The 21560-nt window shown below is 61.7% G+C and carries 31 protein-coding genes and 1 tRNA gene; 13 read left to right on the plus strand and 19 right to left on the minus strand.

The window, feature by feature from the left end; translation table 11 throughout:
- Positions 1-8 precede the first annotated feature (8 nt).
- Entirely contained in the window at positions 9-284 is a 276-nt protein-coding gene (locus V1292_RS26375; RefSeq protein WP_334375550.1) for a hypothetical protein, read from the plus strand.
- A 117-nt stretch (positions 285-401) separates the two neighbouring features.
- On the opposite strand, the gene V1292_RS26380 is transcribed toward V1292_RS26375, so the two are convergent.
- The 3 genes from V1292_RS26380 to V1292_RS26390 all read right to left on the minus strand — a co-directional run bounded on the left by V1292_RS26380 (position 402) and on the right by V1292_RS26390 (position 3347).
- The gene (locus tag V1292_RS26380) at positions 402-1409 is read right to left on the minus strand and encodes an amidohydrolase family protein (protein WP_334375551.1); all 1008 of its coding nucleotides are present in this window, start codon (positions 1407-1409) and stop codon (positions 402-404) included.
- A 129-nt stretch (positions 1410-1538) separates the two neighbouring features.
- On the minus strand, positions 1539-2315 hold the full coding sequence (locus tag V1292_RS26385; RefSeq protein WP_334375552.1) for a cyclase family protein: 777 nt from the start codon (positions 2313-2315) through the stop codon (positions 1539-1541).
- A 48-nt stretch (positions 2316-2363) separates the two neighbouring features.
- Entirely contained in the window at positions 2364-3347 is a 984-nt protein-coding gene (locus V1292_RS26390) for a fumarylacetoacetate hydrolase family protein (protein ID WP_334375553.1), read from the minus strand.
- A gap of 88 nt (positions 3348-3435) precedes the next feature.
- Here V1292_RS26390 and V1292_RS26395 point away from each other — a divergent pair, with 88 nt between their 5' ends.
- Genes V1292_RS26395 through V1292_RS26415 form a run of 5 tightly spaced genes read left to right on the plus strand, consistent with a single transcriptional unit; the run spans position 3436 to position 7395 of the window.
- On the plus strand, positions 3436-4359 hold the full coding sequence (locus tag V1292_RS26395) for an ABC transporter substrate-binding protein (RefSeq protein ID WP_334375554.1): 924 nt from the start codon (positions 3436-3438) through the stop codon (positions 4357-4359).
- An 11-nt stretch (positions 4360-4370) separates the two neighbouring features.
- The gene (locus V1292_RS26400) at positions 4371-5069 is read left to right on the plus strand and encodes a GntR family transcriptional regulator (RefSeq protein ID WP_334375555.1); all 699 of its coding nucleotides are present in this window, start codon (positions 4371-4373) and stop codon (positions 5067-5069) included.
- A 3-nt stretch (positions 5070-5072) separates the two neighbouring features.
- The gene (locus V1292_RS26405; protein ID WP_334375556.1) at positions 5073-5870 is read left to right on the plus strand and encodes an ABC transporter ATP-binding protein; all 798 of its coding nucleotides are present in this window, start codon (positions 5073-5075) and stop codon (positions 5868-5870) included.
- Complete coding sequence (locus V1292_RS26410; protein WP_334375557.1) at positions 5867-6631, plus strand: ABC transporter permease; 765 nt, start codon at positions 5867-5869, stop codon at positions 6629-6631. Before V1292_RS26405 ends, V1292_RS26410 begins: the two co-directional genes overlap by 4 nt.
- Positions 6628-7395 carry an ABC transporter permease gene (locus tag V1292_RS26415; RefSeq protein WP_334375558.1) on the plus strand — a complete coding sequence of 256 codons (768 nt, stop codon included), beginning with the start codon at positions 6628-6630 and terminating at the stop codon, positions 7393-7395. The genes V1292_RS26410 and V1292_RS26415 overlap by 4 nt, the downstream gene beginning before the upstream one ends.
- A 1-nt stretch (position 7396) precedes the next feature.
- Here V1292_RS26415 and V1292_RS26420 read toward each other — a convergent pair whose 3' ends face one another.
- The 4 genes from V1292_RS26420 to ubiT are packed head-to-tail and all read right to left on the minus strand — an operon-like array spanning position 7397 to position 10130.
- On the minus strand, positions 7397-7660 hold the full coding sequence (locus V1292_RS26420) for a DUF2249 domain-containing protein (RefSeq protein WP_334375559.1): 264 nt from the start codon (positions 7658-7660) through the stop codon (positions 7397-7399).
- Complete coding sequence (gene ubiV, locus V1292_RS26425) at positions 7660-8580, minus strand: ubiquinone anaerobic biosynthesis protein UbiV (RefSeq protein WP_334377171.1); 921 nt, start codon at positions 8578-8580, stop codon at positions 7660-7662. Before ubiV ends, V1292_RS26420 begins: the two co-directional genes overlap by 1 nt.
- Before the next feature lie 39 nt (positions 8581-8619).
- Positions 8620-9597 (minus strand): ubiquinone anaerobic biosynthesis protein UbiU, encoded by a 978-nt coding sequence (gene ubiU / locus V1292_RS26430; protein WP_334375560.1) that lies wholly within the window; start codon positions 9595-9597, stop codon positions 8620-8622.
- Positions 9588-10130 carry a ubiquinone anaerobic biosynthesis accessory factor UbiT gene (gene ubiT / locus V1292_RS26435; RefSeq protein ID WP_334377172.1) on the minus strand — a complete coding sequence of 181 codons (543 nt, stop codon included), beginning with the start codon at positions 10128-10130 and terminating at the stop codon, positions 9588-9590. The genes ubiU and ubiT overlap by 10 nt, the downstream gene beginning before the upstream one ends.
- A 202-nt stretch (positions 10131-10332) precedes the next feature.
- On the opposite strand from ubiT, the gene V1292_RS26440 reads away from it, so the two are divergent.
- Together V1292_RS26440 and V1292_RS26445 are read left to right on the plus strand one after the other, a co-directional pair.
- Positions 10333-11829 carry a UbiD family decarboxylase gene (locus tag V1292_RS26440; protein ID WP_334375561.1) on the plus strand — a complete coding sequence of 499 codons (1497 nt, stop codon included), beginning with the start codon at positions 10333-10335 and terminating at the stop codon, positions 11827-11829.
- Positions 11826-12401: a UbiX family flavin prenyltransferase gene (locus V1292_RS26445; RefSeq protein ID WP_334375562.1), complete on the plus strand. Its 576-nt coding sequence runs from the start codon at positions 11826-11828 to the stop codon at positions 12399-12401. Before V1292_RS26440 ends, V1292_RS26445 begins: the two co-directional genes overlap by 4 nt.
- A 143-nt stretch (positions 12402-12544) precedes the next feature.
- Here the strand turns inward: V1292_RS26445 and V1292_RS26450 are convergent, their stop codons facing one another.
- From V1292_RS26450 to V1292_RS26485, 8 genes are all read right to left on the minus strand, one after another.
- Positions 12545-12784, minus strand: coding sequence for a hypothetical protein (locus V1292_RS26450; RefSeq protein WP_334375563.1), 240 nt, complete (start codon positions 12782-12784; stop codon positions 12545-12547).
- 125 nt (positions 12785-12909) lie between these two features.
- Positions 12910-13089: a hypothetical protein gene (locus V1292_RS26455; RefSeq protein WP_334375564.1), complete on the minus strand. Its 180-nt coding sequence runs from the start codon at positions 13087-13089 to the stop codon at positions 12910-12912.
- Between the two features lie 259 nt (positions 13090-13348).
- Positions 13349-13891 (minus strand): CAP domain-containing protein, encoded by a 543-nt coding sequence (locus tag V1292_RS26460; protein WP_334377173.1) that lies wholly within the window; start codon positions 13889-13891, stop codon positions 13349-13351.
- Positions 13892-14009: 118 nt separating this feature from the next.
- Positions 14010-14086 (minus strand) — tRNA-Pro (locus tag V1292_RS26465).
- 62 nt (positions 14087-14148) lie between these two features.
- Positions 14149-14646, minus strand: coding sequence for a DUF192 domain-containing protein (locus V1292_RS26470; protein WP_334375565.1), 498 nt, complete (start codon positions 14644-14646; stop codon positions 14149-14151).
- 130 nt (positions 14647-14776) lie between these two features.
- Positions 14777-15442: a cold-shock protein gene (locus tag V1292_RS26475; RefSeq protein WP_057845021.1), complete on the minus strand. Its 666-nt coding sequence runs from the start codon at positions 15440-15442 to the stop codon at positions 14777-14779.
- 198 nt (positions 15443-15640) lie between these two features.
- A complete protein-coding gene (locus V1292_RS26480) occupies positions 15641-16402 on the minus strand; it encodes an SIR2 family NAD-dependent protein deacylase (protein ID WP_334375566.1) in 762 nt (253 codons plus the stop codon).
- A 108-nt stretch (positions 16403-16510) separates the two neighbouring features.
- A complete protein-coding gene (locus V1292_RS26485; RefSeq protein WP_334375567.1) occupies positions 16511-16774 on the minus strand; it encodes a hypothetical protein in 264 nt (87 codons plus the stop codon).
- Between the two features lie 178 nt (positions 16775-16952).
- Between V1292_RS26485 and V1292_RS26490 the strand changes: the two genes are divergently transcribed.
- The 3 genes from V1292_RS26490 to V1292_RS26500 all read left to right on the plus strand — a co-directional run bounded on the left by V1292_RS26490 (position 16953) and on the right by V1292_RS26500 (position 18278).
- On the plus strand, positions 16953-17120 hold the full coding sequence (locus V1292_RS26490) for a hypothetical protein (protein WP_334375568.1): 168 nt from the start codon (positions 16953-16955) through the stop codon (positions 17118-17120).
- 675 nt (positions 17121-17795) lie between these two features.
- Positions 17796-17942 (plus strand): hypothetical protein, encoded by a 147-nt coding sequence (locus V1292_RS26495; RefSeq protein WP_198027963.1) that lies wholly within the window; start codon positions 17796-17798, stop codon positions 17940-17942.
- A 141-nt stretch (positions 17943-18083) separates the two neighbouring features.
- Positions 18084-18278 carry a hypothetical protein gene (locus V1292_RS26500; protein WP_028346212.1) on the plus strand — a complete coding sequence of 65 codons (195 nt, stop codon included), beginning with the start codon at positions 18084-18086 and terminating at the stop codon, positions 18276-18278.
- Between the two features lie 55 nt (positions 18279-18333).
- Here V1292_RS26500 and V1292_RS26505 read toward each other — a convergent pair whose 3' ends face one another.
- Both V1292_RS26505 and V1292_RS26510 read right to left on the minus strand, forming a co-directional pair.
- Complete coding sequence (locus V1292_RS26505; RefSeq protein WP_334375569.1) at positions 18334-18519, minus strand: hypothetical protein; 186 nt, start codon at positions 18517-18519, stop codon at positions 18334-18336.
- A 137-nt stretch (positions 18520-18656) separates the two neighbouring features.
- On the minus strand, positions 18657-18812 hold the full coding sequence (locus tag V1292_RS26510; RefSeq protein WP_156433807.1) for a hypothetical protein: 156 nt from the start codon (positions 18810-18812) through the stop codon (positions 18657-18659).
- Between the two features lie 172 nt (positions 18813-18984).
- Between V1292_RS26510 and V1292_RS26515 the strand changes: the two genes are divergently transcribed.
- Positions 18985-19143 (plus strand): Flp family type IVb pilin, encoded by a 159-nt coding sequence (locus tag V1292_RS26515; RefSeq protein WP_334375570.1) that lies wholly within the window; start codon positions 18985-18987, stop codon positions 19141-19143.
- A gap of 71 nt (positions 19144-19214) precedes the next feature.
- On the opposite strand, the gene V1292_RS26520 is transcribed toward V1292_RS26515, so the two are convergent.
- The gene (locus tag V1292_RS26520; RefSeq protein ID WP_334375571.1) at positions 19215-19352 is read right to left on the minus strand and encodes a hypothetical protein; all 138 of its coding nucleotides are present in this window, start codon (positions 19350-19352) and stop codon (positions 19215-19217) included.
- A 454-nt stretch (positions 19353-19806) separates the two neighbouring features.
- Positions 19807-20283 carry a hypothetical protein gene (locus V1292_RS26525; RefSeq protein ID WP_334375572.1) on the minus strand — a complete coding sequence of 159 codons (477 nt, stop codon included), beginning with the start codon at positions 20281-20283 and terminating at the stop codon, positions 19807-19809.
- A 690-nt stretch (positions 20284-20973) separates the two neighbouring features.
- Between V1292_RS26525 and V1292_RS26530 the strand changes: the two genes are divergently transcribed.
- Positions 20974-21426: a VOC family protein gene (locus V1292_RS26530; RefSeq protein WP_334375573.1), complete on the plus strand. Its 453-nt coding sequence runs from the start codon at positions 20974-20976 to the stop codon at positions 21424-21426.
- Positions 21427-21560: the final 134 nt, after the last annotated feature.

Genomic DNA, 21560 nt, shown 5'->3' on the forward strand with positions numbered 1-21560 from the left:
ATTCTCGAATGGCTAAACGCTACAATATCCTGACACGCTGCCTTGCAGCGCTGGCCTTGTTGTTCGTCTATGTGGCCAGCACGTCTGCGATTCTGGTAGGCGGCACGACGACGTCCGCGCAGGCGTATCGCGGCAGAGGCAGAGGCTATTATGGCGGCCGTGGTTTCTATCGCGGCGGTCGTGGCTTCTATCGCGGCCGGGGCTTCTATGGTGGGCCCGTCATTGTACGTCCTGGTCCGCGCTGCTGGTGGACCCCTTACGGCCGACGCGTCTGCAGGTGGTGATAGAACCGATTGCCGTCGTGTGAGACGGGATCATAAAAGGAATCAGGCGTGCCGATCGGCACGCCTTTTTCTTTGGCCGATTGCTTCCGCGCACAGTGAGCGCCGGCCGCGCCCGGCTTAGCTTGCAAGCCGCGGTAACAGCTTGAGCGCATTGCCTCGCTCGATCCCCGCCATCTGCTCCTCCGTGAACACGTCCGCCTCGCGCAATCCCTTTACGTGATCGCTGCCGGTCCGGTATGGGAAATCCGTGCCGAACACGATCTGCGACGGCGGAATGAGCGACGCCAACGCCGACATCGCGGCGCGGTTGGACGTCTGCGCGGTGTCGTAGAAGAATCGCTTCAACTCGGCGAGGGTGCCGTCGGGCACTGTCTCCTTGGCCTTCGGCACCAGCAGCGGATGGCGGACGAAGCGCTCGATCAGAAACGGCATCGTCCCGCCGGCATGCGAGAAGATCCATCGGATATCAGGGAAGCGCCTCGCGTTACCGGAGAAGACGATGTCGGCGATCGTGCGCGTCGTGTCGGTGCCGAACTCGATCATGACGGGCGGCTGCGTCGGCGCCAGGTTCACGCAGCAATTGGCCGCGGTGGGATGGGTGTAGACCAGCGCTTTGCGGCGATTGAGCTCCTCCATGACCGGCAAGAACACGGGATCGCCGAGCCACTTGTCCCCGTAGCTCGTCATCAACGCGATGCCGTCGGCCTTGAGCGTGTCGAGCGCATAGGCGAGCTCGCGCAGGCTGCCTTCAGCGTCGGTGAGCGGCAGCATCGCGAAATTGCCGAACCGCCCCGGATAATCCGCGACCAGCTTTGCGGCATATTCGTTCGACTCGCGGCAGAGCCTCCGTGCCGTATCGCCCTTGGTGAAATTGACCGCGGGCGTGGTGACGGACAGCATCGCAGTGGCGATGCCGGCCTTGTCCATATCGGCGAGCGATTTCTCGATCGTCCAGTTCTTCATCAAGGGATCGCCGAAGCCGCTGTCGTTCGACGCGGTCACGTATGTTGGCGGCGAAAGATGATGGTGAACGTCAATCCGGAACGGCTTTGCGTCGGCGGTTTGTGCCCCTGCCCGACCACCACCGATCGCCGTCGTCAGCGCCAGCGCGCCGGCACCCAGCATGAAGCCACGCCGGCTTGGTGCGGCGAATGACTGATTTGAGTGACCACAGCAGAAGCATCCCCGCAGCGGGGCGGTGCGCAAATCCGTCATTCGTTCTCTCCCCGATCTTGTTGTTGTTGCGTGCAGCCTTCAGCCGTCGAGAATGGCGACCGCCCGGGTCCAGCCGGCAGATGCCCGCTCGATCTTTACCGGGAAGCACGACACCATGAAGCCGGTCGACGGCAATTGCTCGAGATTGTGCAGCTTCTCGAGGTGGCAATAGCCGATGTGGCGCCCGGCCTTGTGGCCTTCCCAGATCAGGCTGGCGTCCTTCGTCTCGGCATATTTCTTCGCGGTGTAGACGAACGGCGCATCCCAGCTCCAGCCGTCGATGCCGGTCAGGCGCACGCCGCGCTCCAACAAATACATCGTCGCCTCGTAGCCCATGCCGCAGCCGGAGGTGACGTAGTCCTGCCGCCCGTATTTGGCGCCGGCGCTGGTATTGACCACGACGATCTCCAACGGCGACAGCGTATGGCCGATGCGCTTCAATTCCGTTTCGACATCCTTGGCGGTCGCGACGTAGCCATCCGGAAGATGCCGGAAGTCGAGTTTCACACCCGGCTGAAAGCACCATTCCAGCGGCACCTCGTCTATGGTCCATGAACGCTCGCCGCGGTTCATGGTGGGATGGAAATGCCAGGGCGCATCCAGGTGCGTGCCGTTGTGGGTGGAGAGCGATACCTGCTCCACCGCCCAGCCCTGGCCATCAGGCAGATCTTCCGCCTTCAAACCTTCGAAGAACTGCAGCATCCGCGGCAGGCCTTGCTGGTGATCGATGTACTGGATGGTCGGGTGGTTGCCGGGCGGATCGGCCGGCACGTCGTTTTGCAGGGGGACGGAAATGTCGATCAATCTGCGCGCCATGGCGTTTCCTCGCTGGATGTTCTTTTTGTGTAGCGTGGTCGCAAACGGCTATTGCCGCTCGACCCGGTTCTTCAAGATGCCGATCTTTTCGACTTCGAGTTCGATGGTATCGCCGTGCTCAAGATACCAGCCGAGTTCGAGCCCGCATCCATTGCCGACGGTGCCTGATCCGATGAATTCGCCGGGCATCAGGGTCTCGTCCTGGCTGACATGGGCGATGATCTCTTCGAACGAGAATAGCATGCCCTCGGTCACCCCTTGCGAGCGCATCTCGCCGTTGACGCGTGCTTCCATCTTCAACTTGTAGGGATCGCCGATCTCGTCCGGGGTGACGATCCACGGGCCCATCACGTTGCCGCCGTCGAAACTCTTGCCCTTCGCCGGACCTAGCCGTCCCTCCATTTCAATGCGCTGGGCATCGCGCGCGGAAAAGTCGTTGAAGATCGTATAGCCGAAGATGTGGTCTTTAGCCTTGGCGGCGGAGATGTTGGCGCCCTTGTTCCTGGTGATGATGCCGAATTCGAGCTCATAGTCCATCACCTGGCTGTAGCGCGGCCACTTCACCGTGGTGTTGGTCCCGCGCACGCTGAAGCGGTTGGTGATGTAATAGATCGGCTGCTTGCGATAGACTTCCGGCAGTTCGCCGAGCGGCTCGGCCTCGATCCGCGCCAGCTCGGTCATGTCGCCCTTGGCGCGTGCGGCGAGTTTGAGCTGCCCGCGCGGGGCCTGCAGGATATGCAGCGGGAACGACATGCCGTCCCGCATCTGCCGCGGCTCCGGGACCGGCGCGAGAATTTCCGCCGTCGCCACCGGCACCGACAAGCTCTCGTCCTTGCCGTGCTTGTCGAATGCCTTTGCCGCCTGTTCGAGCGCGGCGTCGCCGGCGTCGATCAATGCCAGCATCGATGCGAAGGCCGGGTTGGCGCTCCCGCTGCGGCTAGCAGCAGCCACGAGATCGAACAGAAGCGTGTCGCCCCCGTGCACGATGCCGATCTTTTCCTGACTGCCGGATTTGAATGTCGCGAGTTTCACTGGATGCACCCCTTGTTTTCTTCCGAAATATATGATCAAAAAAAATATCGATAAACAAGACGGAAAAATGTGTAGTGGGGAGAACACCGTGAAAAAGGTCCTTGCCGCCCTCGCGGTCAGCGTGGCGCTGACCGGCACCGCCTTTGCCCAAGCCAAGATCCAGGTCGGTTGCACGGCGACTTCGGATTGCGCCTCGGCAATGATCGCGATCGACGAAGGCATTTTTAGAAAGCACGGACTCGAGGTCGAGATGACGCCGATCGGCATCAACTCGAACATCCCGGCGGCGATCCTGTCGAATTCGATTCAGATCGGCGGGCCGACCTCGACGGTGTTTTTGCAGGCCGTCGACGGTGGGCTCGATCTCGTCGCTATTGCGGGTGCTACCACCATGAGCCCGGTGTCGAACGGCAACATCACCGCCTTCGTCCGCAACGGCATCACCATCAAGGAGCCGAAGGATTTCGTCGGCAAGAAAGTCGGAGCGCCGGGGCTAAACGCCTTCCTGCATGTGCTGTTCGTGAAATGGCTGGTGGAAAAAGGCGTCGATCCCAAGGGCGTCAATTTCGTCGAGGTCACCTTTCCGACGATGGCCGATATCATCAAGTCCGGCGGCGTCGACGCCGTGCTGACCGCTGAGCCGCTGGTGACGCGGATGACCAATGCCGGCCTTGGTTCGGTCGGGGCGCGCTATGCGGTCGAACTGGCGCGCACCGATCCGATCATCTTCTACGCCGCCTCGCGCGAATGGGCGGAAAAGAACGCCGCGGCAGTCAAGAAATTCCGCGATGCGCTCGCCGAATCCGCCGAGATCGTCAATAATGACCGCGAAAAGGCGTCGAACTCGATTGCCAAGTTCACCAAGCAGCCGATCGAACTGGTCAAGGCGACGCCGCCGAACCGTTCCGAACCGGCGCTGAAGCCCGAGCAGCTCTCTTGGTGGATCGAGGTGATGTCGTCGCAGAAGATGCTGCAATCCAAGCTCGACACATCGAAGCTGGTCCTGAAATAGCAGATTGCACGATGCCTGCTTCCGAACGCCAATTGAACCGACCGGTGACCGAGGCCGCTACCTTGAGCGAGCGCGCGGCCATGCTGGTCGAGCAGGACATCCTTGCCGGCCATCTGGCGCCGGGATCGCGGCTCGGCATCGTCGACCTCGTGCAGCGCTACGAGATCGGCGCCACCCCCTTGCGCGAGGGCCTGTCACGGCTGATGTCGCGGGGGCTGATCGTGGGCATCGGACAGCGTGGCTTTCGCGTCGCCGACATCAGCCGCGAGGATCTGCTCGACATCACTACGATGCGCACGGCGGTCGAAGTCGAAGCCATCAGGCTCGCCATCATCCATGGCGACGACGCCTGGGAGGCCGACATCGTCAGCGCGCTGCACCAGATGCGCCGGCATATCGAGCGAACCGGCGATGAATTCCGCGAGGGCGCCGGGGACTTTGACCGGCTGCACAAGGGCTTTCATACCGCGATATTGGCGGCTTGCGGCTCAAAGCGTCTGCTGGCCGCCCATTCGGACCTCTACGACCAGGCCTACCGCTACCGCCGCGTGATGATGCGCTCGTTCGACAGCGGCAAGAAGTTCGTGCGCGGGCATCAATTGCTGGCTGACCGGATTATCGCACGCGATATTCCCGGCTCCCAGGCCATGCTGGAAGCGCATCTGCGCTCGACCCTCAATTTCGTCTATCCTCCCGGCAGCGAGAGCTGAACCATGGCAAGCGCCGCAAAACGCCTCGACGTGGGTACACCTGCACCGCAAGTCAGCTTTGACGCGGTCACGCTGCAACTCGGCGGCAAGACCATCATTGAGAATCTGAGCCTGGGCGTGCGGCCCGGCGAATTCCTCTGCATCGTCGGCGCCTCCGGTTGCGGCAAGACCACAGCGCTGCGGCTGGCGGCCGGTCTCTACCAGCCGACCAGCGGCAAGGTGAATTTCGACGGCCAGCCGATGCGCCAGCCGCGCCGCGAGATCGCGATCGTGTTCCAGGATTACGGCAAGGCACTGCTGCCGTGGCGCACCGCGGCGGGCAATGTCTCGCTGGCGCTGGAAGCGGGCGGCATGCCGTCGGCCGAGCGCCCTGCCCGCATCGAGGAGCTTTTGCGCACGGTCGGCCTGCCCGGCCATGCCGGAAAATACCCGTCAGAAATGTCAGGCGGCATGCAGCAGCGCCTGCAGATCGCCCGCTGTCTCGCACAGGAACCGAAGACGCTCCTGATGGACGAGCCGTTCGGCGCGCTGGATGCGATGACGCGGCAGGGATTGCAGGATGAGGTATTATCGCTGGTGGCAGCCAGCGGCGCTACCGTGATCTTCGTGACCCACGACCTCGACGAAGCCATCTATCTTGGCGACCGCGTTATCGGCCTGCTGCCGCATCCGGGACGGATCGGCATCGAGTTGCCGGTCAACCTGCCGCGCCCGCGCGATCAATTGTCGACCCGCGAGCATCCGGAATTCCTGCGACTGCGGCGGCAATTGTTCGATTTCATCAAGGCCACCGAGCAGTGACGGCGAATTCCGCCAAGGCGCTCGTGCTGCCGCTCGCCGTGCTGGTGGCGTTCGAAGTCTGGGCACGCGCCACCCATCTGCAGAGCGACAGCCTTGCGCCGCCGAGCGAGATCGTGATGGCGCTGTTCGGCGCCTTCGCCGATCTCTCGATCCTGGCGGCGACGCGCGACACGCTGTTTTCAGCTTTCGCCGGGCTTGCGATCGGCACCACCATCGGCTTGGCGTTCGGCATCGCCTTCGGGATTTCGGATACGCTCGATCGCCTGATGGAAGTAACCGTCGAGGCCATCAGGCCGATCCCCTCGATTGCACTGTTGCCGATCGCGCTGATCGCGCTTGGTTTTGGCTACCGCATGGAAATCGTGATCGTGGCGTTCGCCTGCGTCTGGCCGGTACTGATCCTGTCGCGCGCGGCCGTGCGCAGCATCGAGCCGCGGCTGATGGAGGTGGCGCGGGCGCTGCGGCTGCCGCCGGCACAGCGGGTCTGGAAGATCATCATCCCTGCGGCGCTGCCACGGATCTTCGTCGCCTTCCGCCTGGCGGCCGGCATCGCGCTGATCGTCGCCGTGACGGTCGAAATCGCGATCAACCCGCTCGGACTCGGCGCCGGCATCATGCTGGCGCAGCAGGCGCTGCGCCCGGACCTGATGCTGGCCTATCTGGTCTGGATCGGCGCCATCGGCTACGCGCTGAATATCCTGTTGGTCGTCGCCCAGAACCGCCTGTTCGGCCGCGCCGCGTTGAGCGGAGACGGCGCATGAACCGCGCGGCCCTCCTGTGGCGCGTGGCGAGCTTTGCGGTTGCGGGCGGCTTCGTCGCGCTATGGCAACTGATCGCCAATTTAAAGCTGGTCTCGCCGGTGTTCCTGCCGGGACCGGACCGGGCCTGGGCTGCGCTGGTGCGCGGGTTTTCCTCCGGCGATCTCTGGAGCAAGCTCGCCGGCACGCTCGAGCACATGGCCTATGGCTGGCTCGCCGCCTCCATTGCCGGCATCGCGATCGGCGCGATCATTGGATCGTCGCGCAGGATGCGGACCTTTGTCGCGCCGTCGCTGGAGTTTCTACGGCCGCTGCCGGTCTCGGCGATCATTCCGGTGGCGATCGCCATGCTTGGGCTGACGCAGGCGATGGCATTGTTCGTGATCGCCTTCGGTGCGATCTGGCCGATCATGCTGGCGACCATCCATGGTTTTGCGGCGGTCGAGCCGCGGCTTTACGAGGTCGCGCGCTCGCTGCAGATGTCGCGGCTCGCGGTAATCTTCAAGATCGCGCTGCCCTCCGCCAGTCCCGACATCCTCGCCGGCATGCGCCTCAGCCTGACGGTGGCGCTGATCCTGTCGGTGGTCTGCGAAATCCTGGCCGGCCTCGACGGGCTCGGCCACTGGGTTCTGCTGTCAGCCCGCGCGTTCCGCTCGGCCGACCTGTTCGCCGGTGTCATCCTGCTTGGCGTCACCGGTTACGTGACGTCGGTGGTGATGTCGCTGGCGGAGCACAGACTGCTGGCGTGGCAGACAGCGCAACGCTAGTCTAGTCGATGCCCCCCTGACAAACGTGCTCCAGCCGAACCCGCCAGACCTCCGGCCCCTCCTCCAGATAGGTCCATCGAAATCCATCTCCGTAGCGCATTTCGAACTGGTGGCGCAGCGGCCGTGGCGGATGATCCGCAATCAGTTGCAGCGACGCTTCGGGCATCAGGTTTTCGAACAGCCGGACGATGATCTCATGGCGGAATCTCGGCTCGATCTCTCGCACGTCGATGACGCGTTCGGATGGACTGCTGGGTTGCGACATTAAAGGCTCCTGACGGTGTTGGGGCTCACCAGCCCTGGCGATTTCGCCGTGGTGGCGCGCGCTCTGAGAAAATCGTTGGTCGTCGGCACGTTTGGATAAATCGCCGCCAACTCCCGGAAACCTCGCTCCGGCGGCATCTTGCCGTCGAGCACTTCGCGGAACGTGCGGATCACGGCGAGCATGTCGCAATGCTGTGGCGACAGCCTCAACGAAGCAACGTTGGCCTGCACGAGATCGTCGAGATCCAGGATCAGGTTGGTGCAGGCGTGGGCGAGCGTCTGAACCCCGTTCACCACCAGAAACCGTTCGTCGTCGAGCGTGTCCACCGGCAGGCCATCCGGATCGGCGGCGCAGACAAAACGGCAATTGTCCTTGGCGAGCTTGTGCAGGCGCGCGTGATAACACCGGGCCGAGATTGCCAATGGGGCACGGCCGAACGCGAACACCTCGATCTCGGCGAGCGGTGTCGCAGCCGCAATCGCCGCAATCGATTTCAGCGGCAATTCCGGCGGCAGGCAGATGCGCCGCGCACCCTGCGCGGCGAACCATTCCGCCGTGCCTTCATTGTAGACGTTTACGAACGGCCCGACGACATGCGGCCGCCCAGCGAGATGGGAGATGCAGGAAATGTCGTTAGCCTCGACGAGCCATTCGCCGACTTGGGCCAATTCCGCGGTACGCTTGCGTTCCCGCTCCAGCGTGACGAGCGCCAGCGAACTCACCAGCACCTGTTTCCCTGCCGCGGTCAGCCGCTCGATCACCGCCGGAAAATGATCGTCGAAGAACGGCATCCGCTTGGAGCAGACCACCTCGCCCACCGCCACCGCGTCCACCGCGGCCTCGTCGGCGATGCGAAAATAGAAATCGCGCCAGACGTCCGGCTCCCAGTTGAACAGGACGGGGCCCAGCGTGAGCTTCATCGGAGTTGTCGTCGTCATGTCTGCATCACCGATTCATCCCTATCGCCAGTTCTTGCGGTAGGCACCGAGTGTCGAGTTCTGCCCTTCGGTCAGGGTGGCCAGGCGATCGGCCGGCGGCTTCTCTCCCGCATCGAGCGCATCGAGTTGTTCGCGAAAACCGCGCACGACGCCCTCGATATAGGCTCGGCTGCGCTGTCGCCCCTCGATCTTCAGCGCGGTCACGCCAGCGGCGCGCAGACCGGGCAGAATGGCTGCCGCGTCGAGGCTGACGGGATCCTCGAACAGGTAGCCTGACCCGAGCGAAGTCTTGAAGCGGCCCTTGCAGAGGGTCGGATAGGCCGCGGGCTCACCTTTGGCAAAGCGATTGATCGTAAAATCGCCAAGTCGCGACACCAGCGTTCCGCCCTCCTCGCGGTAGGTGACATGGCTGGCCGGAGAACAGACGCCATTCATGTTTGGCGACTGTCCCGTCACGTGGGACGACAACGAACAGCGGCCCTCCGCCATCACGCACAATCCGCCGAAGATGAAGACTTCGGTCTCGCAATCGATCGCGCGGGTGATCGCTGCGATTTCCGAGACCGTGAGGACGCGTGGCAGTACGACACGCCTGACGCCGAAACGGCGCACATAGAAACCGATCGCATCGGGATTTGACGCCGCGGCCTGGACGGAAAGATGCAAGCGTTGATCCGGATGGGTGCGCGCCGCATAGTCGATCAGGCCGACATCGGCGATAATCAGCGCATCCGCGCCGGCAGCTACCGCGTCGTCGACCGCGCGATGCCAGAGCGCCTGGGCACCAGCCGTCGGAAAGGTGTTGATGGCGACCAGCACCTTGGCATCGCTCCGATGGGCATAGGCAATCCCCTCGGCCAATTCGCGACGGCTGAAATTCAGGCCTGGAAAGTTCCGCGCGTTGGTCGCGTCGGCAAAACCGCAATAGACGGCATCGGCGCCGGCATCGACGGCGGTGCGCAGCGCGGCCGGCGTCCCCGCCGGACAGATCAATTCCATGTTCGCGCCCCCTCCTGTTTCGCGGCAGCCGCCACGCCCTTCAAGTGAAGCAGCGCCCCGGCCAGCAGCCTTTCGCTCAAGGGCGCCAGCGGTCCGAACAGGGTGGCCGTATCCGCGACGAGATCTACGCCCGCATCGTCAATCGCGTTGCGCAACGCGAGCACCGCCTCTACGTCGCCCTCGACCACGAGATCGCGCGAGAAGAACAGCGCATCGCCGTCATAGGACCCGTCGATGAGTCCCAGGAGGGCCAACAGGGGTCCGGCAATCCGGACCGGAATGCCGGCGGGAAGGCTCCGTACCGCGACCAGGCTCGGCGTTTCCGGGTGCGGCGCCAGCACGAACGAAAATGGCAGATCGGAAGGCTCGAGCCCAAAGCGCTTGTGCGCATGCTCGCCGAGCCGCTCGAAAATATGCGGATGGCGCGCCACCACCGACCGCAGCACCAGCGATAACGGCAACTGCAACGGGCTGAGCGGCAACGGTTGCAGGGTGCGGGTGATCAATCGCGGAAGCGTCGGTACGGGCGGCATTCTCACGCAGTCAGCCTCATTTGCAGGGCACGTGGCGACCGGAATGGCACGTCCATCGTCGTGCTGCTTACCGTCGGGGCTGGCGCCCAATCTTTGTCCTGGAACAAGGACGGCCGCAAAAATCTCGTGGAGGGGTTCGCTTTTAAGTGAGGTGTCCGTGCCCCGACGCGACTTGCCGCCATTCCGCGATCTCAGAAGTTTCATGTCCCATCTGGAACACGTGGGGCGCCTGGTCCGAATCCGCGAGCCGGTGTCGGTCGTGCACGACATGACCGAGATTCACCGGCGGACTTTGCGTGCCAATGGCCCGGCGCTGCTGTTTGAAGCGCCGCTCATGCCCGATGGAGCCCCGGGGGAAATGCCGGTGCTCGTTAATCTGTTCGGTACGAAAGAGCGAACCGCTTGGGGCTTCGGGGTCGATCCGGCAGGGCTCGGCACGCTCGGAGAAATGCTGGCGGAGCTCCGGGAGCCGCGACCGCCCCGCGATTTCGCCGACGCGATGTCGAAAATGCCGCTCGCCCGGGCCGCCATGACGATGCGGCCCAAGACGGTTCGTACGCCGCCGGTGCAGGAGATCGTATGGCGCGGAGAACAAATCGATCTCAGCCGCCTGCCGGCGCAAATTTGCTGGCCGGGCGAACCGGCGCCCCTGCTCACTTGGCCGCTGGTCATTACGCGGCCGCCGGACGATGAGAGCGGAGACGAGATCAATGTCGGCGTCTACCGGATGCAGGTGATCGGCCGCGACCGCGCCATCATGCGCTGGCTCGCCCATCGCGGCGGGGCGCGCCACCATCACCGGTGGCAGGCGCGAGGAGCGGACATGCCGGTGGCGGTGGCGATCGGCGCCGATCCCGCGACCATCCTCTCTGCCGTCCTGCCCCTGCCTGAAACGCTGTCGGAATTCCGTTTCGCCGGGCTGATCCGCGGCGAACGGCTGCGGCTTTCGCCGTGCATCACCGTGCCCCTGATGGCGCCGGCGGATGCCGAAATCATCATCGAGGGACTGGTGTCGCCGGACGAGACCGCACCGGAAGGGCCGTTCGGCGATCACACCGGCTACTACAATGCCGTGGAGCATTTTCCGGTGATGCGGGTGACGGCCGTCACGATGCGCCGCAATCCGGTTTACCTGTCGACATTCACCGGCCGGCCCCCGGACGAGCCATCGCGCATCGGCGAAGTGCTCAACGAGCTGTTTGTTCCTCTGGTCAGGAAGCAATTGCCGGAAATCGTCGACCTCTGGCTGCCGCCGGACGCCTGCTCCTACCGGGTCGCGATTGCGTCGATCGACAAGCGCTATCCGGGCCAGGCGCGCCGCATCATGCTTGCGCTGTGGTCGTTGCTGCCGCAGCTCACCTACACCAAGTTCCTGATCGTCGTCGATGCCGACATCAACGTGCGTCGGTGGGCGGATGTGGTTTGGGCCATCTCGACCCGCTCCGATCCCTCCCGCGATCTGGTCACGCTTACCGATACACCGATCGACTATCTCGACTTCGCGTCACCGAAGGCGGGTCTGGGCGGCAAGCTCGGGATCGACGCGACCCGCAAGACCGGCGCCGAGACGACGCGCGAATGGGGCCGCGTCCTTGAGATGGACGCGGCCGTCGTCACCCGCGTCGATGAGCTATGGCAACGGCTCGGCCTGACCCAAATGCTTTCGCAAGGGGCGCTTTCGCAAGGGAGGGTGCCATGACGGCGCGGCGGCGGATCGTCGTCGGCATCAGCGGCGCGTCGGGCGCAGCCCTTGGCGTGCGCGTCGTCGAACTGCTGGCCGCGACCGGCCAATGCGAATTGCATCTCGTGGTCACGCCCGCCGGCGAGCGGACATTGGCTCATGAGGTCGGCGACGGTGCCCTGCCCCGCGTCGCAGCGATGGTGGCGCGCCATCATGCGAGCGCCGACATCGGCGCCAGCATCGCCAGCGGCTCATTTCGAACCGCAGGCATGATCGTCGCGCCGTGTTCGATCCGGACCTTGTCCGCCATCGCAGCCAGCGCCACCGACAATCTGTTGGTACGGGCTGCCGACGTCCAGTTGAAGGAGCGGCGCAGGCTGGTGCTGATGGTGCGCGAGAGCCCGCTTCATCTCGGTCACCTGCGGGCAATGGCGGCGGTGACGGAATTCGGCGCGATCGTGGCGCCGCCGGTGCCGGCGTTCTACGCCCGGCCGGCGACCCTGGCGGAAGCAACCGATCACATCGCGCGCCGCGCGATCGGCTTACTCGATATTGATCTCGGCATTTCCATGCGCGAGTGGCAAGGCTAACGGCAGATCCGCCGATGCTTGAGTGCTTTCAAGCGAAAGCCAGTCCCCGACTTGATCCGGGTTGGACACCGGTTCGCGTCAAGAAAACGCGTCAACCAAGAATCTACATCCCGGTTCTGATTCAATCAGAAACCGACAAGGGTCTATGGTTGGGAGGCGCGCTCCGGCACGGCCGACGAAGAGACGCTCGCCCGGAGGCGCTGCGGTTCCTGCTGAAGCCAGGATCGCCGCCTCTCTGCGCTCAGGAGATCCCTGCCGGCATGTCCGACCCAGCGCCACAACGCCCGCAGACTGAAGGTGACGAGCACCTCATGGTGCCGCATCCCCTTGCCGCCCTTGACCAGCCCGAGATCGCGAATGATGCAGTACGTCCCGCTGCTCATGCGGGCGAACTTCGCATCTCGAAAAAAATTGCGCACACGCGACAACATGCGCGCAGCATGCACCGCAGATCGATTTCGTCAATCTTGACGGCTGCCGAATCGACCACGCCGGAATACGAAAGCCGTCAGAGCGTTGCGTTGTTGTTGCGTTCGCCGATGCGATACAGTTGCGCGGTCCGAACCGGCACACGACCCAGCACCGCGCGCCGCTCGTTCATGCGCTCGCTCGGCGAATCCGGCTGCGCAAAGCACTCAAGGATCTGAATGCGGATTTCCTCCGCGAGCGGGCCTTCGACCCGGCGCATGCGATTCCAGAGCCGGATGATTTCCCGTTGCTTCTCGACATCCATTGGTCACCTCCAAACAACGACCAAAGAGAACATAACAGGAACGAAATTGCAAGCCACGAATTCGCGTCGGTGTCACAAGTCATGAAAGCGAAATTGCAGTATCGAAAGGTCGCGCGCACGCGTAGGCGTTATCGACAACGGCGTCCGTCACGCCTCGGATAAAATCATCATTAAGCGCGCCGAAGGCAGCTACTCCGAGATCTCGGTTTCAACTCTAAATACAGAGGCCGAGAATCTTCAGTCGGCAGGCCTCAGCCGCGCGCGATTTGGACTTCGCAGCGTTTGCCTGCTTAGAATCCTTCGGCGAACTCTTTGGCGAACCCTTCGGCGCCTTGGGACGCTCATAGTCGCCTGCGATCACCATGGCCCAGTACGTACGACCGGTCCGCGCGCTTTTCACGCTGGCAACACCTACGCGCGTCGCGCCGGGCAACAGGAGGTTCTTCCGGTGCCCGGACGAATTGATCCACTGGTCGAGGGTTTTGGGAAAACCGTCGTAGCCGTACGCAATGTTCTCTGCGGCCCGGCCTGCGCCCGCCGGGCCGACACGCGTATTGAACCGGCCAAGGACATCGTGATCCAGTTTGTCCTTTGCGGCCATCGCCTCGGCTTGATCGTGCGCAATCCGTGTGAGAATCGCATCCAGGGTTACGCGCTTCTGCCCGTGCTTTAGCCGAAAATCAGAAATCATCTGCGCGGGATTGGCCGCCGCCGGCCGGCTCCCTGCGGTGGCAAAGCAAATCACCAGCCCCAGCAGAAGGGCCTGCCGCACCAGAATGACTGTCTTCCTACCAGCCACAATTGTTCCCCCGCCCCTCCCCAATTGTGCCGGGAAGATTCAATCCGAAAAAGACGTAGCAAGTCATTGATTTTATTGGTCGGGGCAGCTGGATTCGAACCAACGACCTGCAGTACCCAAAACTGCCGCGCTACCAGGCTGCGCTATACCCCGATCCGACGCTGGAAATGCTCGATACACGCTAAACCCGCAGCCATCAAGGCGATGGAAACCGGTCAGCGCTTGTTGAACAGCGGGTGCGCCACCCGGTCGCCGGGCTGAATGCCGTATTTTTGCGCCGTGCCGGCAATCACTTCCAGGACCCCCCTGGCAAGCCCACCCGAGGAGATGATCTTGGTGGAGTGCGGCTCGGTATTTTCCGCGATTCGCAGGATGCGGCCGTCGGCGCGGATGAAGATCATGTCGAGCGGAATGTAGGTGTTCTTCATCCACATCGAGATCTGCTGCTCCGGCGAGAAATCGAACAGCATGCCTTTGCCGTCGGGGAGTTCTTTTCGGTACATCAGCCCCTGAGTCTTCTCCTCCTCCGTCGTCGCCATCTCGACCAGGAACACGCGTACGCCTGACTTGGTGGCGATCTCGAGCGGCTGAACGCTCGCGGCCTGCGCGGCAGGATTGGCGCAGAGGATGAAGAGCACCGCAGACGCCGCGGCCAGCGACGTCACCAGGCGGCCCGGGATGCGAAGCCGCGCAACCATCAAAGCGAAATTCATCAAAGCACTCACGCCGGATATCTCGGGAGAAATTGCCGGGAACCCTAACCTGAGGATTGCGGCAAATGCCAGAGGCCGCCGCGCTGAGGCGCGACGGCCGGCTCACGTTTGCGTCAATGGTACGGCAGGATCAATGCGACGACAGCGCCGACGGGCCGGTCTCCGGATGAATTTCGGCTGCCATCATGCCCTTGGACCCGGGCCCGTAGCGCACCAGCACGTACTGGCCCGGCCGCAGTTCGGTCATGCCGAAGCGGCGCAGCGTTTCCATGTGGACGAAGATGTCAGGCGTGCCCTCGCCGCAGGTCAGGAAGCCGAAACCGCGCAGCCGGTTGAACCATTTGACCTGGGCCCGCTCGAGACCGCTGGTCGGCGTAACGCTGACATGAGTCCGAGGCGGCAGCATCTGCGCCGGATGGATCGCGGTGGACTCATCCATCGAGACGATCCGGAACGCCTGATAGCCCTTGGCGCGCTGCACGCATTCGACCACCACCCGAGCGCCTTCATAGGCGGTCTGGTAGCCGTCGCGCCTGAGCACGGTGACGTGCAGCAGCACATCGGGCCAGCCATTGTCCGGCACGATGAACCCATAACCCTTCGAAGCATCGAACCATTTGATGATGCCCGATATTTCGACAAGGTTAGCTGCGGCATCGCCGAGCCCTGACAGCGCGTCCGCCGCCGGATCGCGCTGTGCGCCGGCTGCATATTCACCTGGTCCAAGCCTGTTCTGCCCTGTCCCGCCTGTCGGCGGCCCCCCGAGCTTCTTGGACCCAAATTCGTCCGACCCCATGACCCCGGACCTCACACTTCAAAAAGCGGTCCACTGTCGCCGTAGCGGACCGGAACACGCGCCCTACCATGACCATCATGATAACGCAGCGCGAATCTCTCGAATCAAAGATAACACTCCCGATTGTGGCGCATAGCTAAAAAAACAAACTGGCCTGCAACTATGAACAGGCTTGCACAGCCGCGAATCAGTTGGAGATCAATTGCCTACAAACGGTCCGAGCGTTTCTCCGATGTCGTGACGGATCACCAGATCGGCAACGTCGTCCTGTTCAGTAGGTTCATTGTTGATGATCACGAGCTTCGCGCCGCAGTTCTTGGCCATCAACGGAAAACCCGCGGCAGGCCAAACAACTAGCGACGATCCGACTGCCAGGAACAGGTCGCAATGCTGGGCCAGTTCGGTAGCGCGGCGCATCGCGTCTTCCGGCATCGCCTGTCCGAACGAGATCGTGGCCGTCTTTACCGGCTCTTCGCAGATGGTGCAGTCGGGTGCGCTGCCGGCTTCCTCGAAACGCTGCTTTACCCATGGAAGATCATAGGCATGTCCGCAGCCGATGCAGCGAGCATAAGTCGTGTTGCCGTGCAGCTCGATCACGTCATCGGCCTTAAAGCCTGACACCTGGTGTAAATTGTCGATGTTCTGGGTGATGATCGCCGGCGTCTTGCCGGCTTTGTAGAGCGAGGCCAGCGCGCGATGCCCGCGACCGGGCTTGGCCGCGGCAAACGTTGCCTCCATCGCAAAGCGTCGCCGCCAAGCCTCGGCCCGCGCGTCGGCGCTTGCAACGAATTCGTCGAACGCGATTGGGCGGTTGCGGGTCCACAGGCCGCCCGGGGAGCGGAAATCCGGAATGCCGCATTCGGTGGAAATGCCGGCTCCGGTAAAGGGAACGATACATGCGGCTTCGGCGATCATGTTGCCGAGCTGCTCGACGCCGCTGCGCAAATCCTTGGCGATCACCGCTGATATTTTCCGAATTGTTGGGCCGCGCGGATTATAGCACGGTCGTTCGGATTGCCAGACAGATGCGCCCCAGCCCGGCCGCGCATGCGCGTCGATAAGGCGGCTTTATAAAGCAACCTTATCCCGCGCTAACTCATCAAGCCGCCTTATCAAGCCCTTCGGCTCTTTGGCTTCTTCAATCTTCTTCGCTTTTGGCGCGGGTCCGCTTTCCGCCTTCTTCACCGGCTTGCCATACTGCGCCAGCTTCTCCAGTTCCGCCTCCAACTCGGCGCGGCGCGCAGCGACTTTCTCGAACAACTTATCAGTGGCGTGCTCGCGCAGGCCCGCGAGTTCTTCGATGCTCAATGAATCCAGATCGATCTTTGCCATTGGAACCTCCCGTTTGTCTTTCGCTAACGGGAACCCGCATGAGCGACAAGAATGCGCCACACCTTATCCACCGCCTTCGCTTCAGGCGGCACGCGATCACAATGCTTCCCCATTCCCCATTCACGCCCCATTCGCGCGGGCCAATGATGGCGGGCGCGAATCAAAAAACGGATGGGTGATGACGGAGAAGGAAGAAAGACTCGCGCGCGACCGTGCCGAAATCGCAGCACGCGTCGCGAGCTTCAGGCAAACCCAGCAGAAGTTCGAACGCGAGCGCGAAGAATATTACGAAACGACCTTGGCCAACGCGCTGAATGGATCCAGCCGGCCATCATTCTGGCGTTGAGGCAGAACCGGCAAGAGCACTGTTCGACTTCCGCGTAGTCGCCGACGGAAATATCGCGGCGCGGAACCCGCAATAGAATTTGCTGCGGCTGGAACCAAGCCGATGCCTCGACGTTTTCCTAACAAGTGCAGCAACCTTGCGAGAGGTGAAAGCACGAAAGCCCCGTCTAGATCTTCGGATGTAGGCGGGGTTTTCGTTTGCCGGTTTGGAGGGCGGCATTGCGAGCTATGCGATCCCGCGGACCTGACCATCGAATTGCGCGGAACGAATACGATCCGTTCGGTGTTTCACTACCGGAAGGTGCATCATGCCTGCGTGGATGGAAATTCTGATCAATTTGATCGGTTATGCCGGCTTCATCGCCATCGCGACCTATCACAAATCGCCGGACGAAAAATTGCCGGACCGCTGACTATCGAGTCCTCCCGTTGCAGGGTCCTCGTGGGCGTCAGTTTGTCTTGCGCGGTTCGCCGAAACAGCCATGCTGGCGCACGGGCGCTTACAGTTCGGCCTTCATGCATCGCGCAGCAGCGCGAGATAGACTCCCTTTGTTCTCCTGGAACGAACAGGGGGTGCGTTTCAAGCACGATTACCTGCTTAAGATAACGTTACCTCGCCGTCCCGGCCGTCGAACCTTTTTGGTGCAGCCCGTACCTATCTAAAAAAGGTGCTGCGATGACCCAGGCCGACCACTATCGAGAACAATCCGACAGAGCCCGACGGCTTGCCGAAGCCGTCAAGGATCCGGAAGCTTCGAAGAAACTGATCGAGATGGCCGAGGAATTCCGCCTCTACGCCGAGCGACTGGAACAGATGCATTAGCGCGATTGCGCGGGGCGTGCACGGCATAGAGGCTTTAAGCTTCTATTTACCCCTTTGCGCTGTAGCACCCGGCCGTTAACCCAACCTCTTTACAAGACGTAAACACGAGCCTGACAAGTTTCGATCAGGAGGGTTGCACCCATGGTCATTTACCCCATACCGGTTGAAGTGACACAAGCCAGAATCCAACTCGTCGTCGATCAGGCCGCCAAGGCGCCGCCGCATACGATCAATCAGGATCTAAGGGCCGTCGACCACGCCAAGGCAGCCGCCATCGAAGCGGCCCTGGCCGATCTACAGACCGACGAGCCGTCGCTGGTGGACGTCAAAGTCTGACCTGACCGGGAAATACCAATCTTGCGCGCGAGGGCCAGACTGCGTCGGCCCCCTCTCACGCTCGCCATGCGAGCTGTTGTGCGTGCACGACGCCGAGCGTCAGCAGACCGCCGATGCCGGCGAGCACGGCCAAGCCAGCGAACCAGACCCATTGCGGCCTTTCCTTGTAAGCGAGGAAGGCAGAGCAAACCGTACACACGATCGTCGGCATGTTTGCGACCAGTAAGACCCATGCGAGCATCTTTAGCCTCCCAGCGAGAAAGCGGATGCGCAAAGGCTAGCGATCGTCGCTGAACGAGACTGTGCGGGCAGTCACATCCGCATCCCAGCGGCAGCGCTCGACATGCTCGTTGCGCGTCGAGGCAGGCATATCCTTCGTCAATGCATCAGGCGCGGCACGATAACCGATACCGCCAGCAATGCGCCGAGGCTGCTCACCACGGACAATTTCATCCGGGCCGTCCTGGCATCGGTAATCGGGAGCACGAAAAAGAAAACCATCGCAACTATGAGCACGCCATAGAGCAGGTACATGGTCGATCCCTCCGTTGCCGCCACAGTGGACGGAGGGGCCAACCGCGTATGTGTAGGGGATCACGCAGGTGACGCGGTGCCGCCCAGTAAATCTTGCAATTTTACGCTTTTGGTTGTCTCTATCACAACGTGAGCGTGCCACACCGTTGATCAAAGTTCGAGAGAAAAAGAAATGCTCGGGAAGTTTCTGCGCGACGAGGGCGGCGCCACCGCAATCGAATACAGCCTCATCGCCGGCTTTATCGCCTTGGCCATCATCGCCGCCGTCGGAATGACCGGCGAAAAACTGGTGGCGCTATTTGAGAGCCTTATTCCCGCGTTGACTCTTTAGGTGCGATTAAATTTCACGGCAAGGGTGAGGATCGCGAGCCCACCGCACCATGGGCTACGCGATCCAATAAGCTACGCGATCCAATAAATTGCTGTTCCAACGACAACGAGAGCAATGGCACCAGCGGTCAAAGTCCCGAGTTTTTGCTCGGACTTTGTCGGCAAATCCTCCCGCGCCGCATTCTCTTCAGCCGGATGATCTTGTTTCATACAACACCTCTCTCGTTTCAAGACCGGCGTAGCGGTTTCGTTCCTGGAACCAAGGTTCGAAATTTATCGACAAGAGGACGAGAGAGGAATTAGCTCAAAAGCACATCGGCTACGGAGTTTTGGTTAGGCACGGATGTGCGCACTTTTTAGAAGTCGATAGACAGATCGGCAATGCCTTCCCATCCGAAAAAGAGGTATGGGAGGCGGCGCCGGCTGATGGCCTCGTGGCGGAGGCCTCGTGGCGGACGTTCCGGTTGCAGACGAGCAAGACGGGCAAGTGAATCCCTGCGAGGTAACCACGTCGAACACTTCGCCGACGTTTAAGGCGCGGAGCTACTCAATAAACCAACCCACCCATAGGCTGTCTCCGACACCGAGTTTCTCGAACGGACACGGGCTCGAACAGGCATTGTGCTTGGGACCGTGCCCCAGCGGCCTACTAGTAGCTTACGGCTCAGCTTGCGCGGTCTGCAGCTTGCTCCCAAAGGGATTCGATCGTGCCTTCTGGTAACCTTTGTTCGCTTGGATTGTCGTCTCGCCTCAGAGTTCTAAGCGATCGGAAGAAAAGATATTTGGTTAGGCGATTTCGGAGCAACTGATAAACCAACAGGACGATCACCAACATCGTCCCAAAAATTCCGATGAAAGCCATTGCACTACTTTTGTATCCCCAGCCTGCAAGCGACTGCATTCCAAAGCCACCGCATAGCAGCAGCAGCCCAATCGCAGCATCGACCTTTTGCTCAGCGAACATTTTGAGTAGGTGCGAACTGAATCCACCGTATCCGCTCTTAGCCTGTAGTTCCATCGACCGAGCCCGAACAAATACTAAGGCTCGTGCTATCAGTACGGCGCCAGCGATATCGTAAATGTTGCCTACGACGCTAAAATAGTTGGCTGAAGAAGCATCGTAAAAAATCCCCAAGACCATTGCCACCCCCACAGGTTCCACAATCTATACGTCAAACATTTGCCGTCTCGCCACGGGCAGCGCATAGGCAGCGCGAAAGCACGCACAATTGCTTACTTCGGTCATGGCCCCCTCAGAGCTTCATCGCAGCAATAATCAAGCCTGCAGTCGCGAAAGTGGCACTAAAGCACCACTGCCAATGCTTCACCCAGAAGTCGGCAACCACGTGGGCGGCCTTGGATGTCCAATGGCGGCGGCACTCTCCCAAGTAGAATATGAAACCGTCATGCTCAGGGGTAACGTAAGTCCCTTCCCACCACTTCCGCAAAAGCTTCTTCACCGCGAATCACCGAGTCGTTGAACATAGGGAATGGATATCACCCACTTTCTCAACGTATCCGGTCCGTTCACGTTATCCGCTGTATTCACACCGGGGGTTTAACTGACGCGTCCTTGGACCTTAGACCCACACCGCCCGCCCGAGAGGCGCTCACAGTGGTCTGTGGCTAAAAACACGGGGCGACGGAAAGACCTAACGCTGGGTTTGAATGCTTGCGCCAACCCACTCGGAGAGCCAGAGAACGGCCGTGGAAGGACTGACACCCAATTGACACGCAATACCCTGCCCTGTGGTGCATTTTGCTGCTATTTGTTAGCCGCGACGCCCCAAATGATGGAAAATCCGCAAACGTTCTCAGGAGGACAAGAAACATGCGCTATCTCCACACCATGCTGCGCGTCCGCAATCTCGATACTGCGATGAAGTTCTACCGGGACGCGCTGGGGCTGAAGGAAGTACGCCGGGTCGACAACGACAAGGGCCGGTTCACGCTGGTGTTCCTGTGCGCGCCGGAGGACGAAGGCCTGTTCAAGACCGCTCCCCAGAACCGCGGCGCGCCGCTGGTCGAGCTCACCTATAATTGGGACGAGGAGAAATACGGCGAGGACCGCTATTTCGGTCACCTCGCCTACGAGGTCGACGACATCTACGCGACCTGCGACCGCCTGATGAAGGCCGGCATCACCATCAACCGCCCGCCGCGCGACGGCAACATGGCTTTCGTCCGCTCGCCGGATCTACATTCGATCGAGCTATTGCAGAAGGGCGAACCGAAGCCGCCGGCCGAACCGTGGACCTCGATGCCGAACACCGGTCACTGGTAGGCCTTGTACAATTTCTTCGTCCACCTCCACTCGCTGTTTCGGATTGGACCGTCGCCCTCGGAAATTCCGAAATCATAAGTGTTCCTTCACTCGGGTTCTTTCCTGCGCAGGAACCGCCCCTCGCACGCCGCGTT

Source organism: Bradyrhizobium sp. AZCC 1719, from assembly GCF_036924525.1.
In the GTDB taxonomy this organism is placed as follows: domain Bacteria; phylum Pseudomonadota; class Alphaproteobacteria; order Rhizobiales; family Xanthobacteraceae; genus Bradyrhizobium.

Excerpts from the sequence above, each read along its gene's own strand:
- V1292_RS26375 (WP_334375550.1), top strand. The coding sequence starts at position 9 with ATGGCTAAACGCTACAATATCCTGACACGCTGCCTTGCAGCGCTGGCC.
- V1292_RS26380 (WP_334375551.1), bottom strand. The coding sequence starts at position 1,409 with ATGCTGGGTGCCGGCGCGCTGGCGCTGACGACGGCGATCGGTGGTGGT.
- V1292_RS26385 (WP_334375552.1), bottom strand. The coding sequence starts at position 2,315 with ATGGCGCGCAGATTGATCGACATTTCCGTCCCCCTGCAAAACGACGTG.
- V1292_RS26400 (WP_334375555.1), top strand. The coding sequence starts at position 4,371 with ATGCCTGCTTCCGAACGCCAATTGAACCGACCGGTGACCGAGGCCGCT.
- V1292_RS26405 (WP_334375556.1), top strand. The coding sequence starts at position 5,073 with ATGGCAAGCGCCGCAAAACGCCTCGACGTGGGTACACCTGCACCGCAA.
- V1292_RS26415 (WP_334375558.1), top strand. The coding sequence starts at position 6,628 with ATGAACCGCGCGGCCCTCCTGTGGCGCGTGGCGAGCTTTGCGGTTGCG.
- V1292_RS26420 (WP_334375559.1), bottom strand. The coding sequence starts at position 7,660 with ATGTCGCAACCCAGCAGTCCATCCGAACGCGTCATCGACGTGCGAGAG.
- ubiV (WP_334377171.1), bottom strand. The coding sequence starts at position 8,580 with ATGAAGCTCACGCTGGGCCCCGTCCTGTTCAACTGGGAGCCGGACGTC.
- ubiU (WP_334375560.1), bottom strand. The coding sequence starts at position 9,597 with ATGGAATTGATCTGTCCGGCGGGGACGCCGGCCGCGCTGCGCACCGCC.
- ubiT (WP_334377172.1), bottom strand. The coding sequence starts at position 10,130 with ATGCCGCCCGTACCGACGCTTCCGCGATTGATCACCCGCACCCTGCAA.
- V1292_RS26440 (WP_334375561.1), top strand. The coding sequence starts at position 10,333 with ATGTCCCATCTGGAACACGTGGGGCGCCTGGTCCGAATCCGCGAGCCG.
- V1292_RS26445 (WP_334375562.1), top strand. The coding sequence starts at position 11,826 with ATGACGGCGCGGCGGCGGATCGTCGTCGGCATCAGCGGCGCGTCGGGC.
- V1292_RS26450 (WP_334375563.1), bottom strand. The coding sequence starts at position 12,784 with ATGAGCAGCGGGACGTACTGCATCATTCGCGATCTCGGGCTGGTCAAG.
- V1292_RS26455 (WP_334375564.1), bottom strand. The coding sequence starts at position 13,089 with ATGCGCCGGGTCGAAGGCCCGCTCGCGGAGGAAATCCGCATTCAGATC.
- V1292_RS26470 (WP_334375565.1), bottom strand. The coding sequence starts at position 14,646 with ATGAATTTCGCTTTGATGGTTGCGCGGCTTCGCATCCCGGGCCGCCTG.
- V1292_RS26475 (WP_057845021.1), bottom strand. The coding sequence starts at position 15,442 with ATGGGGTCGGACGAATTTGGGTCCAAGAAGCTCGGGGGGCCGCCGACA.
- V1292_RS26485 (WP_334375567.1), bottom strand. The coding sequence starts at position 16,774 with ATGGCAAAGATCGATCTGGATTCATTGAGCATCGAAGAACTCGCGGGC.
- V1292_RS26490 (WP_334375568.1), top strand. The coding sequence starts at position 16,953 with ATGACGGAGAAGGAAGAAAGACTCGCGCGCGACCGTGCCGAAATCGCA.
- V1292_RS26495 (WP_198027963.1), top strand. The coding sequence starts at position 17,796 with ATGACCCAGGCCGACCACTATCGAGAACAATCCGACAGAGCCCGACGG.
- V1292_RS26500 (WP_028346212.1), top strand. The coding sequence starts at position 18,084 with ATGGTCATTTACCCCATACCGGTTGAAGTGACACAAGCCAGAATCCAA.
- V1292_RS26505 (WP_334375569.1), bottom strand. The coding sequence starts at position 18,519 with ATGCTCGCATGGGTCTTACTGGTCGCAAACATGCCGACGATCGTGTGT.
- V1292_RS26510 (WP_156433807.1), bottom strand. The coding sequence starts at position 18,812 with ATGTACCTGCTCTATGGCGTGCTCATAGTTGCGATGGTTTTCTTTTTC.
- V1292_RS26515 (WP_334375570.1), top strand. The coding sequence starts at position 18,985 with ATGCTCGGGAAGTTTCTGCGCGACGAGGGCGGCGCCACCGCAATCGAA.
- V1292_RS26520 (WP_334375571.1), bottom strand. The coding sequence starts at position 19,352 with ATGAAACAAGATCATCCGGCTGAAGAGAATGCGGCGCGGGAGGATTTG.
- V1292_RS26525 (WP_334375572.1), bottom strand. The coding sequence starts at position 20,283 with ATGGTCTTGGGGATTTTTTACGATGCTTCTTCAGCCAACTATTTTAGC.
- V1292_RS26530 (WP_334375573.1), top strand. The coding sequence starts at position 20,974 with ATGCGCTATCTCCACACCATGCTGCGCGTCCGCAATCTCGATACTGCG.